This is a genomic window from Cyanobacterium aponinum PCC 10605 (genome assembly GCF_000317675.1).
In the GTDB taxonomy this organism is placed as follows: domain Bacteria; phylum Cyanobacteriota; class Cyanobacteriia; order Cyanobacteriales; family Cyanobacteriaceae; genus PCC-10605.
Genome location: NC_019776.1, coordinates 769,597 through 787,262, shown reverse-complemented (window position 1 = coordinate 787,262; position 17,666 = coordinate 769,597). Strand labels below are relative to the sequence as shown.

Annotated in this window: 14 protein-coding genes; 8 read left to right on the top strand and 6 right to left on the bottom strand. The window is 34.6% G+C overall.

Annotation, left to right across the window (positions count from 1 at the left end; translation table 11 throughout):
- Positions 1 to 204: 204 nt before the first annotated feature.
- The 3 genes from CYAN10605_RS03190 to CYAN10605_RS03180 all read right to left on the bottom strand — a co-directional run bounded on the left by CYAN10605_RS03190 (position 205) and on the right by CYAN10605_RS03180 (position 2,903).
- Positions 205 to 1,464, bottom strand: coding sequence for a gamma-glutamyl-phosphate reductase (locus tag CYAN10605_RS03190; protein WP_015218501.1), 1,260 nt, complete (start codon positions 1,462 to 1,464; stop codon positions 205 to 207).
- Positions 1,465 to 1,474: 10 nt separating this feature from the next.
- Positions 1,475 to 1,879: a hypothetical protein gene (locus CYAN10605_RS03185; protein WP_015218500.1), complete on the bottom strand. Its 405-nt coding sequence runs from the start codon at positions 1,877 to 1,879 to the stop codon at positions 1,475 to 1,477.
- Positions 1,880 to 2,012: 133 nt separating this feature from the next.
- Complete coding sequence (locus tag CYAN10605_RS03180) at positions 2,013 to 2,903, bottom strand: ABC transporter ATP-binding protein (RefSeq protein ID WP_015218499.1); 891 nt, start codon at positions 2,901 to 2,903, stop codon at positions 2,013 to 2,015.
- Positions 2,904 to 3,110: 207 nt separating this feature from the next.
- On the opposite strand from CYAN10605_RS03180, the gene CYAN10605_RS03175 reads away from it, so the two are divergent.
- From CYAN10605_RS03175 to sbcD, 3 genes are all read left to right on the top strand, one after another.
- Positions 3,111 to 3,434: a hypothetical protein gene (locus tag CYAN10605_RS03175; protein WP_015218498.1), complete on the top strand. Its 324-nt coding sequence runs from the start codon at positions 3,111 to 3,113 to the stop codon at positions 3,432 to 3,434.
- A gap of 182 nt (positions 3,435 to 3,616) precedes the next feature.
- Positions 3,617 to 3,835 carry a hypothetical protein gene (locus tag CYAN10605_RS03170; RefSeq protein WP_015218497.1) on the top strand — a complete coding sequence of 73 codons (219 nt, stop codon included), beginning with the start codon at positions 3,617 to 3,619 and terminating at the stop codon, positions 3,833 to 3,835.
- An 18-nt stretch (positions 3,836 to 3,853) separates the two neighbouring features.
- Positions 3,854 to 5,089: an exonuclease subunit SbcD gene (sbcD, locus tag CYAN10605_RS03165; protein ID WP_015218496.1), complete on the top strand. Its 1,236-nt coding sequence runs from the start codon at positions 3,854 to 3,856 to the stop codon at positions 5,087 to 5,089.
- A 224-nt stretch (positions 5,090 to 5,313) separates the two neighbouring features.
- On the opposite strand, the gene CYAN10605_RS03160 is transcribed toward sbcD, so the two are convergent.
- Complete coding sequence (locus CYAN10605_RS03160; RefSeq protein WP_015218495.1) at positions 5,314 to 6,234, bottom strand: NAD(+) kinase; 921 nt, start codon at positions 6,232 to 6,234, stop codon at positions 5,314 to 5,316.
- A 133-nt stretch (positions 6,235 to 6,367) separates the two neighbouring features.
- On the opposite strand from CYAN10605_RS03160, the gene CYAN10605_RS03155 reads away from it, so the two are divergent.
- From CYAN10605_RS03155 to CYAN10605_RS03145, 3 genes are all read left to right on the top strand, one after another.
- Complete coding sequence (locus tag CYAN10605_RS03155) at positions 6,368 to 7,060, top strand: DUF502 domain-containing protein (protein ID WP_015218494.1); 693 nt, start codon at positions 6,368 to 6,370, stop codon at positions 7,058 to 7,060.
- Between the two features lie 684 nt (positions 7,061 to 7,744).
- Positions 7,745 to 8,863 carry an NADH-quinone oxidoreductase subunit NuoH gene (gene nuoH / locus CYAN10605_RS03150; protein WP_015218493.1) on the top strand — a complete coding sequence of 373 codons (1,119 nt, stop codon included), beginning with the start codon at positions 7,745 to 7,747 and terminating at the stop codon, positions 8,861 to 8,863.
- Positions 8,864 to 9,184: 321 nt separating this feature from the next.
- A complete protein-coding gene (locus CYAN10605_RS03145; protein WP_015218492.1) occupies positions 9,185 to 9,691 on the top strand; it encodes an NADPH-dependent FMN reductase in 507 nt (168 codons plus the stop codon).
- A gap of 150 nt (positions 9,692 to 9,841) precedes the next feature.
- Here CYAN10605_RS03145 and hemW read toward each other — a convergent pair whose 3' ends face one another.
- Complete coding sequence (gene hemW / locus CYAN10605_RS03140; RefSeq protein WP_015218491.1) at positions 9,842 to 11,029, bottom strand: radical SAM family heme chaperone HemW; 1,188 nt, start codon at positions 11,027 to 11,029, stop codon at positions 9,842 to 9,844.
- Positions 11,030 to 11,437: 408 nt separating this feature from the next.
- On the opposite strand from hemW, the gene CYAN10605_RS03135 reads away from it, so the two are divergent.
- The gene (locus CYAN10605_RS03135) at positions 11,438 to 13,852 is read left to right on the top strand and encodes a glycosyltransferase (RefSeq protein WP_015218490.1); all 2,415 of its coding nucleotides are present in this window, start codon (positions 11,438 to 11,440) and stop codon (positions 13,850 to 13,852) included.
- Positions 13,853 to 13,892: 40 nt separating this feature from the next.
- Complete coding sequence (locus CYAN10605_RS17725; RefSeq protein WP_015218489.1) at positions 13,893 to 15,113, top strand: FkbM family methyltransferase; 1,221 nt, start codon at positions 13,893 to 13,895, stop codon at positions 15,111 to 15,113.
- A gap of 80 nt (positions 15,114 to 15,193) precedes the next feature.
- Here CYAN10605_RS17725 and purL read toward each other — a convergent pair whose 3' ends face one another.
- The gene (gene purL, locus CYAN10605_RS03125) at positions 15,194 to 17,473 is read right to left on the bottom strand and encodes a phosphoribosylformylglycinamidine synthase subunit PurL (RefSeq protein WP_015218488.1); all 2,280 of its coding nucleotides are present in this window, start codon (positions 17,471 to 17,473) and stop codon (positions 15,194 to 15,196) included.
- Positions 17,474 to 17,666: the final 193 nt, after the last annotated feature.

Genomic DNA, 17,666 nt, shown 5'->3' with positions numbered 1-17,666 from the left:
AGAGTAAGAGATACAAGGATTTTTTTCTATTAGTTAAAACTTTATGAACAAAAATTCCCCCATCTCCCTCTCCCCTATCTCTCGCTCTTTTTTCTTTCTCGAAAATGAAACAGCCCTGGGGATAAAGGGGAGTTTACCTTTACCCCTTGCCTCTTGCTTACCCTAACCAAAATTCCCATACTCAAAGTAATAGAGCCATTAAATTTAAACCTCACCACTACCAACAACAATTTGTTTAACTGTGGTGAAGGTTTCCAAACTGATTAAGCCTCGGCGGTTTCCTTTTTGATTAGAAATGCCTAAAAATACAGAATTACTGCCGGGCAAATAACGATAAAAACGAGGGGAAGAATTAACATATACTAAAGCCGAATCTGTTTCCATCGCAAAAATTCTTCCCTCTTGGTAAGAGTCTGTTATCAAACAATTCGCATGACCACTACTATAATTATTTATCCAAGCAATAGCAGAAGATAAGTCATCAACTACACGAAAAGCAATTGTATGGTTTAAGAAAGGTTTACCCCACATTGGAGTTGAGATTAACTGTAAATGTTCTGGATATTCATTAACTAATATTTCGTCACCTAAAAGGGTAAATTTCTGCTCTTGTAAATGGTTAAATAGACGGGTGATAGAATTGGATTTTTGTTGACAATTAATTAATACTTTTTCGATCGCATTTACTGGATCAGGAATAGTATTATAACTATCAGTAATAATATGTTTAACTAACTCTAAATCGTTACATAAAGACCAATATAAATAACAATTGCCCATAGCAGATTTCAAAACGGGGGCAGTGGCAAATTGAGTCACTTCTTGAATTAAACTCGGTCGCCCATAGGGTATGATGAGGTTTATATATTGATCCTGAGTTACTAAATCTTCAATTTTAAAGCCCTGTTCAGAAGGTAAAAACTGTAAACAAAATGACGGAAAATCAACGTCTTCTAAAGCAATTTGTAAAGCCTGAGCAATAATAGAATTAGTGTTACTCGCTTCGCTACTGCCTCGCAAAATAAGGGAATTACCCGTTTTAATAGCTAAACCAGCCGTAATAATCGCCAGTTCAGGTAAAGCCTCATAAATCAAAGCGATAACCCCTAAAGGCATTAATTGAGAATAATTTTGACAATATGTGACTTGATAAGGAGAATTAATAACTTTCTGAAAAGGGTCTGGTAACTCGGCTAAAGTTTCAAGTATTTCGATCGCACTTTCTAATCTTTGGGGAGTCAACTTTAACCAATCAGAGATTAATTCAGGTACAGCCATCTCCTTGCTAATTTCTAAGTCAAGGGTGTTAGCCTGTAAAATATCATCAAGGCACTCTTTGAGTTTTATTGCCATTTGCTTAACAGCCTTAGAACGTTCAACGCCTTTGATACTGCCCATTTCAATAAATGCTTGGTGTGCCTGTTGGGTAACAATATCAATCGGTTGCAATTCAGAATCATTCATAATACTAAAATTAGCGGCTATAAACAAACCACAAAGAAAAACAAACTGATAGAAATATCAATCCCACCATCATACCAGAGATTAAGTTAAATCCCCCCGTCAAGGTAATTAGTAATGGAGTAGCAACCAAAACAGAAAAGAAAAAGCAAACAATTCCTAAGAGAAAATAACTTTCTTGCCAAGGTTTTTGCGCACTTATCCAACGTTTTCCTAACCAACGCCATCTTTTTTTATAGGGGTAAGTTGGGTTGAGTTGTTCGATATATTCTTTGTTTTCTGCCAATACAAAAATTTGTTGACATTTATCACACCCCATCGCTTCTGTTAGGATAATAGGCTTTAGTCTTCCTTTACGGCGACAAGGGCAGGGATATTCACAGTTTAGATCAATGGGAGTATTTTTTCGCAGACGCACGGCAATTACTTCACAATTTTTTCAAATTAGATTTATCCTTATAGTTTTATTATAGATAGCTAAACAACAATGGAAATTTAAGATTAGTAACGGCTTTAACTTCTAACTTTTAAAAATTTATCTATACTCATCATCAATTATTTATTATCTCTAAATAAATATGTTGTAAGTTGATATTGACTTTTGTTACTGAAGTTAAATAAATTTCTGAAAATATGTCAATGATTGTTGACAATTCTAGTATTTCTTCACTTAAAATAGCAATTTCGCCTTGATAATAACGATAATTAAAACCTTGTTTTTTTGCTATTTCAATTAATTTTTCTTCCTGCTCACATTTGATAAAAATAAGCTCTTTTGCAGGTAAAATATTTTTTAAATCATTTAAACTTCCTTCCTTAACAATTTTTCCTTGTTTGATAATGCAGAGGCGATCACACAATTTTTCAGCTTCATCTAATAAATGAGTCGTTAATAAAATAGTCATGCCTTCTTGTTTTAAACGAAGAATTAATTGCCAAATATCATAACGTGCCTCAATGTCTAATCCTGTAGTTGGTTCATCTAAAATTAATAATAGAGGATGGTGAACTAATGCGATCGCAATATTTAATTTTCTTTGCATTCCCCCACTCAAAGCGGAAACAGTATCATCTTTTTTATCAAGGAGATTAACAGCTTTTAGACATTCATATATAGAAGATTTTAATTTAGTACCTTTTAATCCATAAAGTTTACCAAAAAAAGCTAAATTTTCTACACAAGTAAGATGAGAATAAAGCAAATTCTCTTGGGGAGAAACCCCCAAATAATATTTACTCTTTTTAGAAAGTTTTTGTCCGTTAATAAATATACTTCCTTGCTCATAGTTTAAAAGACCACAAATTATATTAATAGTTGTTGTTTTTCCTGCACCATTTGCCCCTAATAATCCACAAATTTCTCCTTTGTTAATATTAAGATTAAGACTGTCTAAAACTTTCTTGCTTTCATAGAATTTGGTTAATTGGTTTATTTCTAGCATTTTGATATTAAAAAATAAATAATCTTAAAGGGTAATTTTAATTAATAAATAGATTTCTAAAGGGCAAAGGTGAATAGTTGATAATTAAGAATTAAGAATTAAAAACCCCGTTCACGACTAAAAGAAGTGTACGAGCTCAGCGAACTCTCTGAACTCAAATTATAATCTTGTTAAAGAGAACTAAATGAAATTAAGATAAGGCACACTATGTCTAAATGGCAAAAAAAAGCAAGAGAATTTCATACTTTGATCGCGCCGATTGTATTATTACCTCTGTTTATCACAATGCTGACAGGAGTAGTTTATCGTTTAGGGAAAAGTTGGTTTGGTTTATCCAGAGATCAAGTACATTTTTTGATGGTAATTCATGAGGGGGAATATCTGGGCGAGTTTTTAGAGCCGATTTATGTTTTGCTTAATGGTTTAGGATTACTATGGATGTTATTAACGGGCTTATTAATCTTAATCAATTCTTGGCAAAGAAATCCTTTATTTAAAAAATTATTTCACAAACAAGCTAATAGTGAATAGTGAATAGTGAATAGTTAATTACTCTGAACACTCATTACTCGTTACTTATTACTTTCTCCAACACCTGCAACCCGAAACCTGAAACCTGCCACCTTTTCTCCACTCATTACTTGTTTCCCCTCAATACCCCAACACCCTAAGCCTACGTCTCACCCACTCTCTAACATCCCATAAATTATCATATGATTGACCCCCATTATCCTCATATCGTCATTGCCTTTGATTACCGTAATTGTCGTGTGGAAGTAGAAAAAGATAGTTTTCAAGGAGAAGAAATTTATTCTGTGTGGGTTAATTATGGATTTCAATGTGTCGTACTTACTCCTTGTTGTTATAGTAAAACAGAAGCGATTAGAAAAGGCAAACATTGGATTGATAGTCAATTGATATTCGACGAATAATAATATTTTGAGGATTCCATGAAAATTTTACACTTAAGCGATATTCATTTAGGAAGTAGTTTTAGTCATGGTAAGATTAACCCTGAAACTGGTTTAAATACTAGATTAGAAGATTTTACCCGCAGTTTAAGTGCTTGTATTGATGATGCGATCGCATCTGAAGTAGATTTAGTTTTATTTGGTGGCGATGCTTTTCCTGATAGTACTCCAGCACCATATATACAGGCGGCTTTTGCCAATCAATTTCGTCGTTTAGTAGATAAGAATATACCCACGGTGTTATTAATTGGTAATCATGACCAACATTCTCAGGGTATGGGTGGGGCAAGTTTATCAATTTATGATCGCTTGGGCGTACCGAATTTCATTGTGGGAGAAAAATTAAAAACTCATACCATTAACACCAAATCGGGGGATATACAAGTAATTACCTTACCCTGGTTAACTCCTAATGTTTTATTTACCAGTCTTGAAACAGAGGGAGAATCTATGGATAAAATTTATGGTCTTTTAATCCAAAAAATAGAACTCATTTTGGAAGCAGAAGTCAGAAAATTAAACCCGAATATCCCCACCATACTATTAGGGCATTTAATGGCAGAAAGAGCCACCCTAGGGGCAGAAAGATATTTAGCGGTAGGAAAAGGTTTTCAAGTTCCTCTCTCCCTATTAATTCGACCTGAATTTGATTATGTTGCATTGGGTCATGTCCATAAACATCAAAATCTGAATCCTAAAAACAATCCCCCTGTCGTGTATCCCGGAAGTATTGAGAGGGTTGATTTTTCAGAGGAGAAAGAAGAAAAAGGTTATGTCTTGATTGACATTATCGAGAAAGAAGTTAACTGGCAATTTTGTCCTTTGCCAACCCGACCTTTTGTTACTATTGAGGTGGATGTTACCGCCAGTGATAATCCCCTTCAAACTATCATAAATGCCATCGCACATAAATCTAAAAAAATCGAATCCGCAGTGGTAAGACTAATTTACCGTTTACGCTCAGAACAAATAGAATTAATTAACATCAAAGAAATTCACCAAGCCCTATCAATGGCTCATACTTACACCATCAAAGCCGAATCGGTGAGTGAATTAGCCAGAGCCAGATTACCAGAACTAGGCATTGGTAGAAGTTTAGACCCCCTCGAAGCCCTTTCAACTTATCTTAATAATCGAGAAGATTTGCGCGATTTAGTCCCAGAAATGTTAGAAGCCGCCAACCAATTACTCAATAATGTCACGATGGAAGTTTAATTAACCTCAGTTCGGTTTAAGAATATCGGGTAAGGGTAGGTGTTAGGGATGGGGGGATAAGGTGTCAGGTGTCAGGTGTCAGGTGTCAGGTTTCAGGTTGCAGGTTTTAGAAGAAAGTAATAAGTATTCGGAGTTTTTAATTCTTAATTCTTAATTCTTAATTATTCACTATTCACTATTCACTATTGCCTGTCTTAACCAGACAACTTAAATGCACTCCTAGCTTAATTACGATGATTATTTTGATAGTAAATTCTCGCCCCTGCCCATTGTAGTTTATCTCTAAGGGTTTTATAAAAAGAATGAGAATCTCTGAGGATAATAAATTGAGCATTACAGTCAGCCATCTTGACATTTACCCACTGCCCAGGCCACATCGTAGTTGCCAATGCGCCATCAGTCCATAATTTATTATTTAACTCGTAGTCTCCCAAACTCCAAATACTAACTACAGACCTCGGAGGTAATATCAAAGAGCGACTAGATAGACTTAAAGGACAAATAGGCGTAACTGCGATCGCACTCATGCCCGGGTGCATAATCGGGCCATTAGCGGAAGCAGTATAACAGGTTGAACCAGTAGGAGTAGAAACGATCAACCCATCACCATGATACTGATCTACTACTTCTCCATCCACCTCCATTTCCAACAAAGAAGTTGGCATTCTATCCAAACAAGCAGGTTTCACACACATTTCATTTAAACAAAAAAAGCGATCGCTCACAGGCTCACAATTATCCTTCTCTCTTTCCCAAACCTGAGCTTCGAGCATCATTCTTCTTTCTACCGCATATAAATCATTCTCCAAACGATGCCAAAGTTTTTCGGTATCTTTAAACAACTCAAAAGGCTCAGTCAAAAACCCCAAATGTCCCCCTACATTCACCGCTAATAAAGGGATACTCTCAGGAGATAAATGACGCGCCGCCGCCAAAACCGTACCGTCTCCCCCCAAAATTATACCTAAATCTATTTTTTGTCCTGTTGAAGCTAAAAACACGGGATAGGGATTATCTTTAACTCCACTAGGTCCTAACAACACCTTACATTGACGAGCTTCTAATTCTTTAGCACACCTTTCAGCCCACTTTTTACTTTCTTTATCCTCTGCCTTATAGGCAATAATCACTTGTTTGAGACGCACGGATTTATCTATCTAGTATTTCCTCAATTTTAGCTCAAAATTATCCCTAAATCTTTGCCATATTGTTAATGATTAATTTTTAGTTAATAATGAAATTGTCATTAACTTATAAACCAATAACAACAGAGAAATTGTGTTACAACGCATAAAGCAAGATTTAAAAAATGACCTGATTGCTGGATTATTAGTCGTTATACCCCTAGCGACAACTATTTGGTTGAGCTATGTCATAGCTAATTGGGCGATAAAATTTTTAACTCAAATACCAAAACAAATTAATCCTTTTGACGGTTTGCACCCTATCTTAACCAATTTTCTCAATTTTTTCGTAGGCCTAACAGTACCTTTTGCACTGATTTTATTGATCGGCTTAATGGCAAGAAATATTGTTGGACAGTGGTTGCTGGATGTGGGCGAAAGAATATTACAAGCGATTCCCCTTGCGGGTTCAATTTACAAAACTCTCAAACAAATATTAGAAACACTTTTTCAAGATTCACAAACAAAATTCCGACGGGTGGTAATGGTAGAATATCCCCGCAAAGGAGTTTGGAGTGTCGGCTTTGTCACGGGTAAAGTAAGTGGCATGATACAAGAACATTTTGACAAAAATATGTTAAGCGTTTTTATTCCCACCACCCCTAATCCTACTTCTGGATGGTACGCAGTGATACCAGAAGAAGAAGTCATTAACCTTTCTATATCCATTGAAGACGCTTTTAAAGTTTTAATTTCGGGGGGAATTGTTAGCCCCAATACTAATGGCACAACTTCAAGTAATAATTCTAGTAAATCTTTGCCTTTGAAAGATGTGACTATTACTTGAGTTCGATATGAAAGTTGTCTGCTGGTGGTAGAGAAAAGGTGAAACCCCTCTGTGTCTCCCCTTAAAAGTGAGAAGGAGAGCGGAGAAAAGCATTTATAATTGACATAAACTGATTTTAAATTGAGTTTAAATTGATTGTAAATATATTTTTCCCAATTTAATGATTGTTTTAGGGAAAATTTTGTTGATTAATTAAGTCTCAGTTCGGTTTAAGAATATTGGATAAGGGTAGGTGTCAGGTTTCAGGTTGCAGGTTGCAGGTGTTGAGAGAAAGTAATGAGTAACAAATAATGAGTGTTCGGGGTTTTTAATTCCTAATTCTTAATTTTTCCTTTGCCCTCCCCCCTCTCGAGGGGGGATATAAGGGGGGTTTGCCTCTTGCCTCTTGCCTTTTGCCTTTTGCCTTTTTTTCCTTAAACTTGGGTAACTATTTAGTCTTTCCAGTCAGTCATAACCTCTTTTTTCTCTTTTATCGTTGTTTGAGTGGATAAATGGTCAGGTAACTGGCTGTTCAGAATCTCTCACTATAGCCCGTAGGGTTTAGTGGCGGGAGTATGTCAATGAAGGAAAACGGAAGAATATCTTTTTTGCTATGTTGATTGTTCATTCCAAATGCAACAGCTAAGGTTAAAATAACAAAAGCTATAAGTTACGAACACTTTATATTGATAAAAGTAAATACAAATGAGTGCAGGAATTGATTTACAAGGAAGTTTTATTACTTCTCTGACGGATTTGGGATTACCCCCAGAATTAGCAAAAACGCTATGGATTCCTTTACCTTTGGGTTTAATGATTATTGGTGCAACGGTGGGGGTATTAGTTAGTGTATGGTTGGAAAGAAAAATCTCTGCGGCTGCCCAACAAAGAATTGGTCCTGAATATGCAGGTCCTTTAGGGGTGTTGCAACCTGTGGCTGACGGGATTAAATTAGTATTTAAAGAAGATATTATCCCTTCTAAGGCCGATGGCTTACTCTTTACTCTTGGCCCCGCTATCGTTGTTATACCCGTCTTTTTATCCTATTTAATCGTACCCTTTGGACAAAATTTAGTTATCACTGATCTTAATATGGGTATTTTTATTTGGATTTCTTTATCTAGTATTGCCCCTATTGGTTTACTGATGTCGGGTTATGCTTCCAATAATAAATACTCTTTACTTGGTGGTTTAAGGGCGGCGGCTCAATCTATTAGTTATGAAATACCTCTTGCTTTAGCTGTACTTGCGATCGCAATGATGTCTAATAGTCTAAGTACTATTGATATTGTGGAACAACAATCAGGCTATGGTATTTTGGGTTGGAATATTTGGCGCCAACCTGTGGGTTTTTTAATTTTTTGGATCGCTGCTTTAGCTGAATGTGAGCGTTTACCTTTCGATTTACCTGAAGCTGAGGAAGAGTTAGTGGCAGGTTATCAAACGGAATATGCAGGGATGAAATTTGGTTTATTCTATGTTGGTTCTTATGTCAACTTAGTTTTATCTGCTCTTGTATTTGCTGTTTTATACCTCGGCGGTTGGGAATTTCCCATTCCTCTCAACAATCTGGCTAGTTGGTTAGGTGTGAGTGAAAATACTCCTTGGTTACAGGTAATTACTGCTTCTTTAGGTATCACCATGATGGTGTTAAAGGCTTATTTCCTCGTGTTCATCGCTATTTTACTACGTTGGACTGTACCTAGGGTAAGAATTGACCAGTTACTAGATTTAGGTTGGAAATTTTTGCTTCCTGTTGCTTTAGTTAATCTCTTGTTGACTGCGGCTTTAAAGTTAGCTTTTCCCGTTGCTTTCGGTGGATAATTAAGCTAGGAGTGCATTTAAGGTGTCTGGTTAAGAAAAAAAAGGGCAAGGGGCAAGGGGCAAAGGTAAATAGTGTTGGGGTAAATAGTTGATAATTAACAATTAAGAATTAAAAATTAAGAATTAAAAACTCTGAATACTTATTACTTTCTTCTAAAACCTGAAACCTGAAACCTGACACCTTATCTCCCTCATCACCTCATCCTCCCATCCCCTACCACCTGCAACCTAAAACCTCTTTCATAACTCCTAACCCCAAACGGTTTTCCCTAATCATTGGTATTTGAAAACTAAAATCTAAAACTTACCCAAATTTCGATTATGAAAATATCAATTATTGTTGCTAGTAATAATAAAAATTTAGAGTTAGCCCATCAACTCAATAAAATTGCCATAGAAATGGGTCAACAAACTCAAATTATTGATTTAATTGAAGAAGATTTACCTTTATACACTCCTAAAATTCAGGCTCAATCGGGTATTCCTGATAAAGTACAATCACTATCTCAAACTCTTATTAATACTGAGGGAATGATTTTTGTCGCCCCTGAATATAATGGTGGTATCCCTCCAATTCTCACAAATGCGATCGCATGGTTGAGTGTTAGTGGTGATGATTGGCGTAGATGTTTTAACAGTAAACCTGCCATGATTGCTACCCATAGCGGTGGTGGTGGCCAGTATGTATTATTGGCGATGCGATCGCAACTTTCCTATATTGGGATGAATGTAGTGGGAAGACAAATTATTACTAACTATCAAAAGTCTTTGAATTTAGATTCTGCCCGAGAGGTTATTTCTCAGTTAGTTGCCATGAAAATAAGTTAATTTGGTTTGGAGTCGTTATGAATTGGGGGATTGGAGCATTTGGGGGAGGGGAAATGAGTGAAAAAAGGAGTGTTAGGTTTTAGGTGTTTCTAATTATTTGTTATCAACTATAAACTATTCACTTGCGCTGATACAGCCCTTTGCCCTTTATTATCCCTCATCATCAAATTCTCTAAACAAAGCAGTTAATACTTGATTTGAATATAAAAAACCATCAGGATCACTCAACCTTAATTGTAGGGTGTGAGGGTCAAAAATAACTAAATTTGTTTCAATGTGATTCTTTAAACAATCAATAATTTTTGTTTCTATATATTCCCCAAATTGACTTTTTAACTCAGATAAATTAACGCCTTTTTTTAATCTTAAACCTAACATTAAAGTTTCTAGTATTTGTTCATTTTTAGAAGTAACTATAGCTTCTATTTTTCCTTGATTTGCTTTTAATTGCTCTACCCATTTAAAATATTCCTGACGGGTGCGAGGACGAGTAAAACGAATATTATTAACATAACTAGCCGCCCCCATACCAAAGCCATAATAGGATTGATTTAACCAATAAACTTGATTATGACGGCATTCATAACCCTTTTGAGCATAGTTGGAAATTTCATAATGTTCATAGAAATGTAATCCCAATTTTTCTGAAGCGAGGCGATACATTTGTGCTGTTATCTCATCCATTGGTAAAGGGTTATCTCCCTCTTGATATTTCTTTCCGAATACGGTTGTTGGTTCTAATACTAAATCATAACAGGAAATATGTTTTGGCGAAAGTGCGATCGCTTTTTCAAGGGAATCGAGCCAATCATTTAAAGTTTGATAGGGTAAACCAGAGATTAAATCTAAACTCCAATTCTCAAAATCAGCGACATTAATCCATTCTACCCCCTCATATATATCTTTAACTCGATGAGTTCTACCAGAAAACTCTAATAAATTATCCTGAAATGCTTGAATTCCCAAACTAATGCGATTGATTCCTAATTTTTTATAACTTTTTAGTTTCTCTAAGTTAAAAGTTGCTGGGTCAATTTCTAAAGAAATTTCTGCTTTTTGATTGATTCCAAAACAGTTATTTAAAGTGTTTAAAATAGTTTCTAAGCCTTCTAATGCTAATAAAGAAGGAGTCCCCCCTCCAAAAAAAACTGTATCTAAAGGCCGATTACTACATTTTGAAGTAACAATAATTTCTTGACAAATAAAATCAACATATTCTTTTTGCCAATTAGAGTAAGTATTTCCACCATTATCCCCTAAAACAGTAATGGGAAAATCACAATAAAAGCATCTTCTTCGACAAAATGGAATATGTAAATAAGCAGAATTTATGCTCATATGTCAATAGCTAAAAATTAAATATTAATATAAACTTATCAAATATAAAATATTTCTCATTATTACACAGACAAAATCTATGATTTTTAATATTTTATTAATATAAAAAAAGAGATATTTTAATAGTTTCATAAAATAAATTTTTAATAATTATTTTTAATGATTAATTTATACTTTATGATAACTAAATATATTTGAATAAAAAAGGAACAATCAAATAAAATTATAACACTATTTCTCGATAATATTTAGACTTAAGAAAATCATCAAATCAGAAAAAAAGAAATTACCATTCTGTAGATTAAAAAAATTTAATCCCATAAAAAAATATAAAATTTGCTCAAAATAAAGTAGAATGAGCCTTGAACAATCTATTTTCATAATCAATTTATAGATCAATAATTCACCATGAGCAATACTCAAAAGGTAGATAATATATCGGTTAACAATAATTTAACTAATAAAAAAAGAGCAATCTTTACCATTTGTTCTAATAATTATTTACCATATGCAAGAATTTTGTTTCACTCATTACAAAAATATCATCCTTCAGACCAAATATATCTTTGTCTTGCTGATAAAAAAGACCCCTTATTTCCCCTAGAGATAAATAACGTTAATATTATCGAAGGAGAAGAATTAAATATACCCAATTTTCATGATTTTGCCTTTCGCTACGACATAATGGAGTTTAATACTGCTCTAAAACCATTTATGATGCAGTTATTGATCGAAAAATATAATTTTGACCAAGTAGTTTATTTAGATCCAGATATAGAATTATACGCTCCTTTAGATTCTATTTTTTCAGCTTTAGATAATGGCAGTGATTTTGTAATTACCCCCCATATAACTAAACCTTCAGAAGGAGAAGGCTACCCCGGAGATATTGGAGTCATGCAAGCGGGTATTTATAACTTGGGTTTTATTGCTGTCAGTAATAGTTGTCAAGTAATTGAATTTTTACACTGGTGGGGTAGAAAATTACGTTTTCATTGTTTAAGTGAACAAGAGAAGGGTATTTTTGTTGATCAAAAATTTGTTGATTTATTACCAGCTTTTCATGACAAAGTTACCATTCTTAAAGATACAAATGTTAATGTTGCTTATTGGAATTTAGAACAAAGAAAATTAGAGAAAAAAAATAATAATTGGTTTGTTGATAATCACCCTTTAGTTTTTTTTCACTATAGTGGTATTGATGTAAAAAATAATCAAAGATTATCTAAATATACTCACACTTTTAATGGAAATCTTAGCCCCGAAATACAAGAATTAGTTGACAATTATATACTCAAATTAAAACATTATAGTTTTGCTAATAAATTTAAACCAAAATATTTTTATAGTTATTTTAATAATGGCTCTTTTATCACAAGTATTTTTAGAAAATTTTATAGAAAATTAAATGATTTCTGGTGTGATAATCCTTTTGAAAATTTCGCTGAATACTTAAATGATTTTAATAATCCTCTTAACAATAATCATCATATTTTTGTAACCAATTTAATGTATTTTTTATGGGAGTTTAGAGACGATCTTAAATTAGCCTTTGATTTAAACACTGATCAAGGGAGAGTTAGATATATTCAATGGTTTATAGAAAATGCAGAAATTAATCAATTTGATGACTATTTTATTGAACCAATAATTAATATTTTGCAACAGCAACTTTCCCATTATAAATCAACTCCTCAAGAAATTATAAAAAGTAAATCACCTATTAACATTATTGGTTATTTAAAGACAGAAACAGGGGTTGGACAAGCGGCAAGAATGGTTATAAAAAGTTTTGATGCGGTTACTTTTCCGGTGAAAGGTTTTCACGTTGATAACAACTATACTCGCCAACAAGATCAACAAGTTAATCAATTTTTGGTAAATCAAATTAACTCTCCCATACATATTTACAAGGTTAACGCAGATCAGTTAGAAATTGTCAAAAATCAGGTAAAACAAAAAAGTAATAAACCTATTTTTACCATTAATATGCCTGCTTGGGAATTAAGCAGATTTCCCACAGAATGGGTAAAAAATTATGACGATATTGATGAGGTTTGGGTAGAATCGAAATTTGTTCAATTCTCTCTACAATCTCAATTAAATATTCCTGTGATTTGTATGCCACCGGCTGTTACTATTAGTGAGTTTACTAAAGTAGATAGAGGTTTATTTAACTTACCAAAAGATTGCTTTTTATTTCATTTTAATTTTGATTTTGCCTCTTTTTCTACCAGAAAAAATCCCCAAGCAGTAATTGATGCTTACCGTCTTGCTTTTCGGAATAAAAAATTAGATATTCCTACCGCTTTAGTGATAAAAACTAGAGGTTATGATCCAGATCAAAAAAATTATCAAAAGCTATTAAAAATGATTGATGGAGAAGATGATATTATCGTCATTAATGATTGTTTAAGTCATAGTGAAGTTATAGCATTAATGGATTGTTGTGATTGCTATGTTTCCTTACATTGTTCGGAAGGATTTGGTTATACAATGGCGGAGGCAATGTTGTTGAAAAAACCTGTCATTGCGACTAATTATTCGGGAAATTGTGATTTTATTAATAGCTCTACTGGTTTCCCTGTTGACTATCAATTAGTCTCTTTAAATGCTAATGATTATCCTTTTGCACAAGGGCAAAAGTGGGCTAAAGCAGATATATATCATGCTAGTTGGTTGATGCAAAAAGTAGTGGAAAATTTATCTGAAACTGAAAAAATTGCTAGGGCTGGACAATTGAAAATTCAAACGGATTATTCTCCCATAAGTGCGGGAAAAAGATATTTACATCGTTTACAAACTTTAGGTTTAATCAAATAATAAAATCACTTATTAAGTATATATAATTATCAATTTAATTATGAAAAATAAATTTATTTCTTACGCTCAAAATTTTGAAGATGTTTTGTTAAATCGTATTTTCAGAGAACAAAATACAGGATTTTATGTTGATATTGGTGCTAATCATCCTGTTTATGATTCTGTAACCAAGGCTTTTTATGAGAGGGGATGGAGAGGAATAAATATTGAACCAGTACCTCAATATTATAATCTGTTGAAGTGCGATCGCGCTGAAGATATTAATTTAAATATAGGTATTAGTGATGAAGAAGGTGAATTAATATTTTGTGATTTAGTTGATACAGGCTTATCTACATTTGATCAGGAAATGGCAGAAAAATTGTCAAAGGAAGACGGATTTAGTATGGAAAAATATACGGTTAAAGTAAAAAAATTAGCCGATATTTGTCATCAATATATTCATCAACCTATCGATTTTTTGAAAGTGGACGTAGAAGGGTGGGAAGAAAAAGTAATTTATAGTGGAGACTGGGAAAATTTTCGCCCAAAAGTGATAGTTATAGAAGCCACTATTCCTAATTCTCCCCAAAGAAAAAATACTAATATTTCTAATTTCTTACATCAATATAATTATCATCATATTTACTTTGATGGCTTAAATGATTTTTATGTAGCTGAAGAATTTAAACATTGGGAAAATTTATTCAGGACTCCTGTTAATGTTTTTGATCAATTTATCACTTATCCTGAGTTAGAAAAGCAAAAATCTATCGCTCAATTACAAACAGCTATTAACTCTAAAGACGAATATATTAACAGTTTAAAAATGAAAAAACAACCTAGTTCAGAACAAATAGATAATTTAGAAAAAATGATTAAAACTAAAGATGAATACATAAATAGCCTAGAAAAAGCTATAAAATCAAAAGAAGAAGATAATCAAAATTCAACAAATGAGTTAATAAAATGTAAACAATTAATTCGTGAACAAGAGAAAATAATTAAAAGACAATATACAATCCATGAGGCAGAAAAAAAAGACTTGAATCATTATATTCAACATTTGCAAAGCATTTTATCTCAGCAACAGGAAACCTTGAAAAAATATAATCAAGAACATAGTGATATTAAAAAAAATCAGTCTTTAGAAATATCCAATTTGCGCAAATTAATTAATGATAAAAATGCTGAAATAGAGGGAATGAAAAGCAGTAAATTTTGGAAACTAAGGAAAAAATGGTTCAAAATCAAAAATCTAATTAATGAAGATGCTCAGTAAATAATCCGTCAAAAAATTGTGGAAAAACAAAAAAGGTGGGCAACACCCACCCTACTTATTATCCCTACTTATTATAAATTTTATAAACGACGTTCGATCGCACTTCCCCAAGTATCAGTTATAGTATTAACTTCGAGAGTGATGAGATTTTGTTCAGGATTATTGATAACCAGAGAATTACCCTTAACAACTCCAATTTTTTGCCAATTATTGCCTAATTTTGCTGTTAATTGGGCTTCCCATTGCTCTTGATTTTCCGCAGACACGGAAACGATAATTAAACTAGCTAACTCTCCGAATAGCATCTTATCAAGGCGATTATCTCCTGTTGTAAGAGTGACATCACAACCTAATTTTCCACTAATACAGCATTCCGCTAAAGCAGTGGCAATGCCTCCTTCTGCACAATCATGGGCAGATTTGACTAAATCTGAGCGAATACCCTCACAACAAACCGATTGCACCGCTTTTTCTAACTCATAATCTAATTCTGGTGGTTTTCCTGCCACAGTGCCATGAATAAGCTCTAAATACTCCGATGCACCTAAGCTGGGGTTAAATTTACCCAATAAGTAGATAATATCCCCCTCATTTTGCCATCCTTGTCCGCAAATATGGGTAATATCAGGGATTAAACCCACCATACCAATGACGGGAGTGGGATAAATAGGTTGGGGATTGCCTTCGCTGTCAACGGTTTCGTTATAGAGAGACACATTTCCCCCCGTAACAGGGGTTTTAAACTCCTTACAAGCCTCAGAAATGCCTCGACAGGCGTGATGTAATTGCCAGTAACCAACGGGTTTTTCAGGGCTTCCAAAGTTCAAATTATCGGTAATTGCGATCGCCTCTGCACCCACACAAGAGAGATTACGGGCGGCTTCAGCAACGGCTAATTTTGCCCCTAAATAGGGATCTAAATAGGTATAACGGGAATTACAATCAGTGGTAGCGGCGATCCCCGTAGTAGCTAACTCAGGTTTACCATTCACAGGACGCACCCGAATAATAGACGCATCCGCACCACCGGGGGGAATAATGGTATTGTTTTGCACTTGATAGTCGTATTGGCGATAAATCCATCGTTTAGAGGCGATAGAAGGGCTATCAAGGAGACGTAAAAGGATTTCACCCCATTTTTGACCTTTTACTCCTTCTTTCGAGCATTCAGGTAATAATGACTCATGCCAAGCCCATGCTTTTTGGGCATATTCAGGGGGTTCGCTCATTAATTCTCGATGGTAAACGGGGGTATTATCAGCTAAAGCGGTGCAAGGCACTTCGGCGGCGATCGCACCTTGATGGAAGATTCTGACAATGGGATCTGCGATCACTTCTCCCGCAACTACGGCATGGAGTCCCCATCTTTCAAATATATCGATTAATTCCTGTTCCCGTCCTTTTTGGGCAACAAATAACATTCTCTCCTGAGATTCTGACAGGAGATACTCATAAGGAATCATACCCGTTTCCCGAGCGGGGATTTTGTCTAAATCTAATTCGATGCCTAAACCCCCTTTAGCCGCCATTTCTGAGGTAGAACAAGTTATTCCTGCCGCTCCCATATCCTGAGCAGAAACAACCGCCCCTGTTTTAAAGGCTTCTAAACAGGCTTCAATTAAGGATTTTTCGAGAAAAGGATCTCCTACCTGTACTGCGGGGCGATCATCCATAGATTCATCGGTTAATTCTGCACTGGCAAAACTCGCTCCTCCCATACCATCTCTACCAGTGGTTGAGCCAACGTATAATACGGGATTACCTACCCCTGAAGCCCCAGCTTTGACGATGTCGTCGGTTTCCATAAGTCCGATCGCCATTGCATTAACGAGGGGATTACCACGATAGGCACTGTTAAAGTAAACTTCCCCCCCAATAGTGGGTACGCCAACACTATTCCCGTAGTGCGAAATACCTTCAACTACTCCCTTAAATATTCTTTTTGTGTGGGAATTATCAAGGTTTCCAAATCTTAGAGAATTAAGAAGGGCGATCGGTCTTGCCCCCATGGTAAAGATGTCTCTTAATATACCTCCTACCCCTGTAGCCGCCCCCTGAAAAGGTTCGATCGCGCTTGGGTGATTATGGGATTCAATTTTAAAGGCAACCCGTAAACCATTACCAAAGTCCACAACCCCGGCATTTTCTCCCGGTCCTACTAAGATGCGATCGCCCTCAGTGGGAAATTGAGAGAGTAAGGGTTTAGAATTTTTGTAACAACAATGCTCAGACCACATTACACCAAACATCCCTAACTCAGCTTTGTTGGGGTGTCTGCCTAAGCGGTTAACAATATCTTCATACTCATTGGGTTTAATACCTTCGGAGGCGATTTCTTCAGGAGTAAAAGGTGAGGTCATAATCAATAAATTAACAATAAAAATAACAATAAATTAGGTTAGTTTTAACATTCGAGACATCCTAACCTTTAGTTACAATATACCAGTTTGGGAAACGGTGATTCAATTAGAAATTAAGAAAAGGGCAAAGGTAAATAGTTGATAATTAACCTCAGTTCTGTTTAAGAATATCGGATAAGATTAGGTGTCAGGT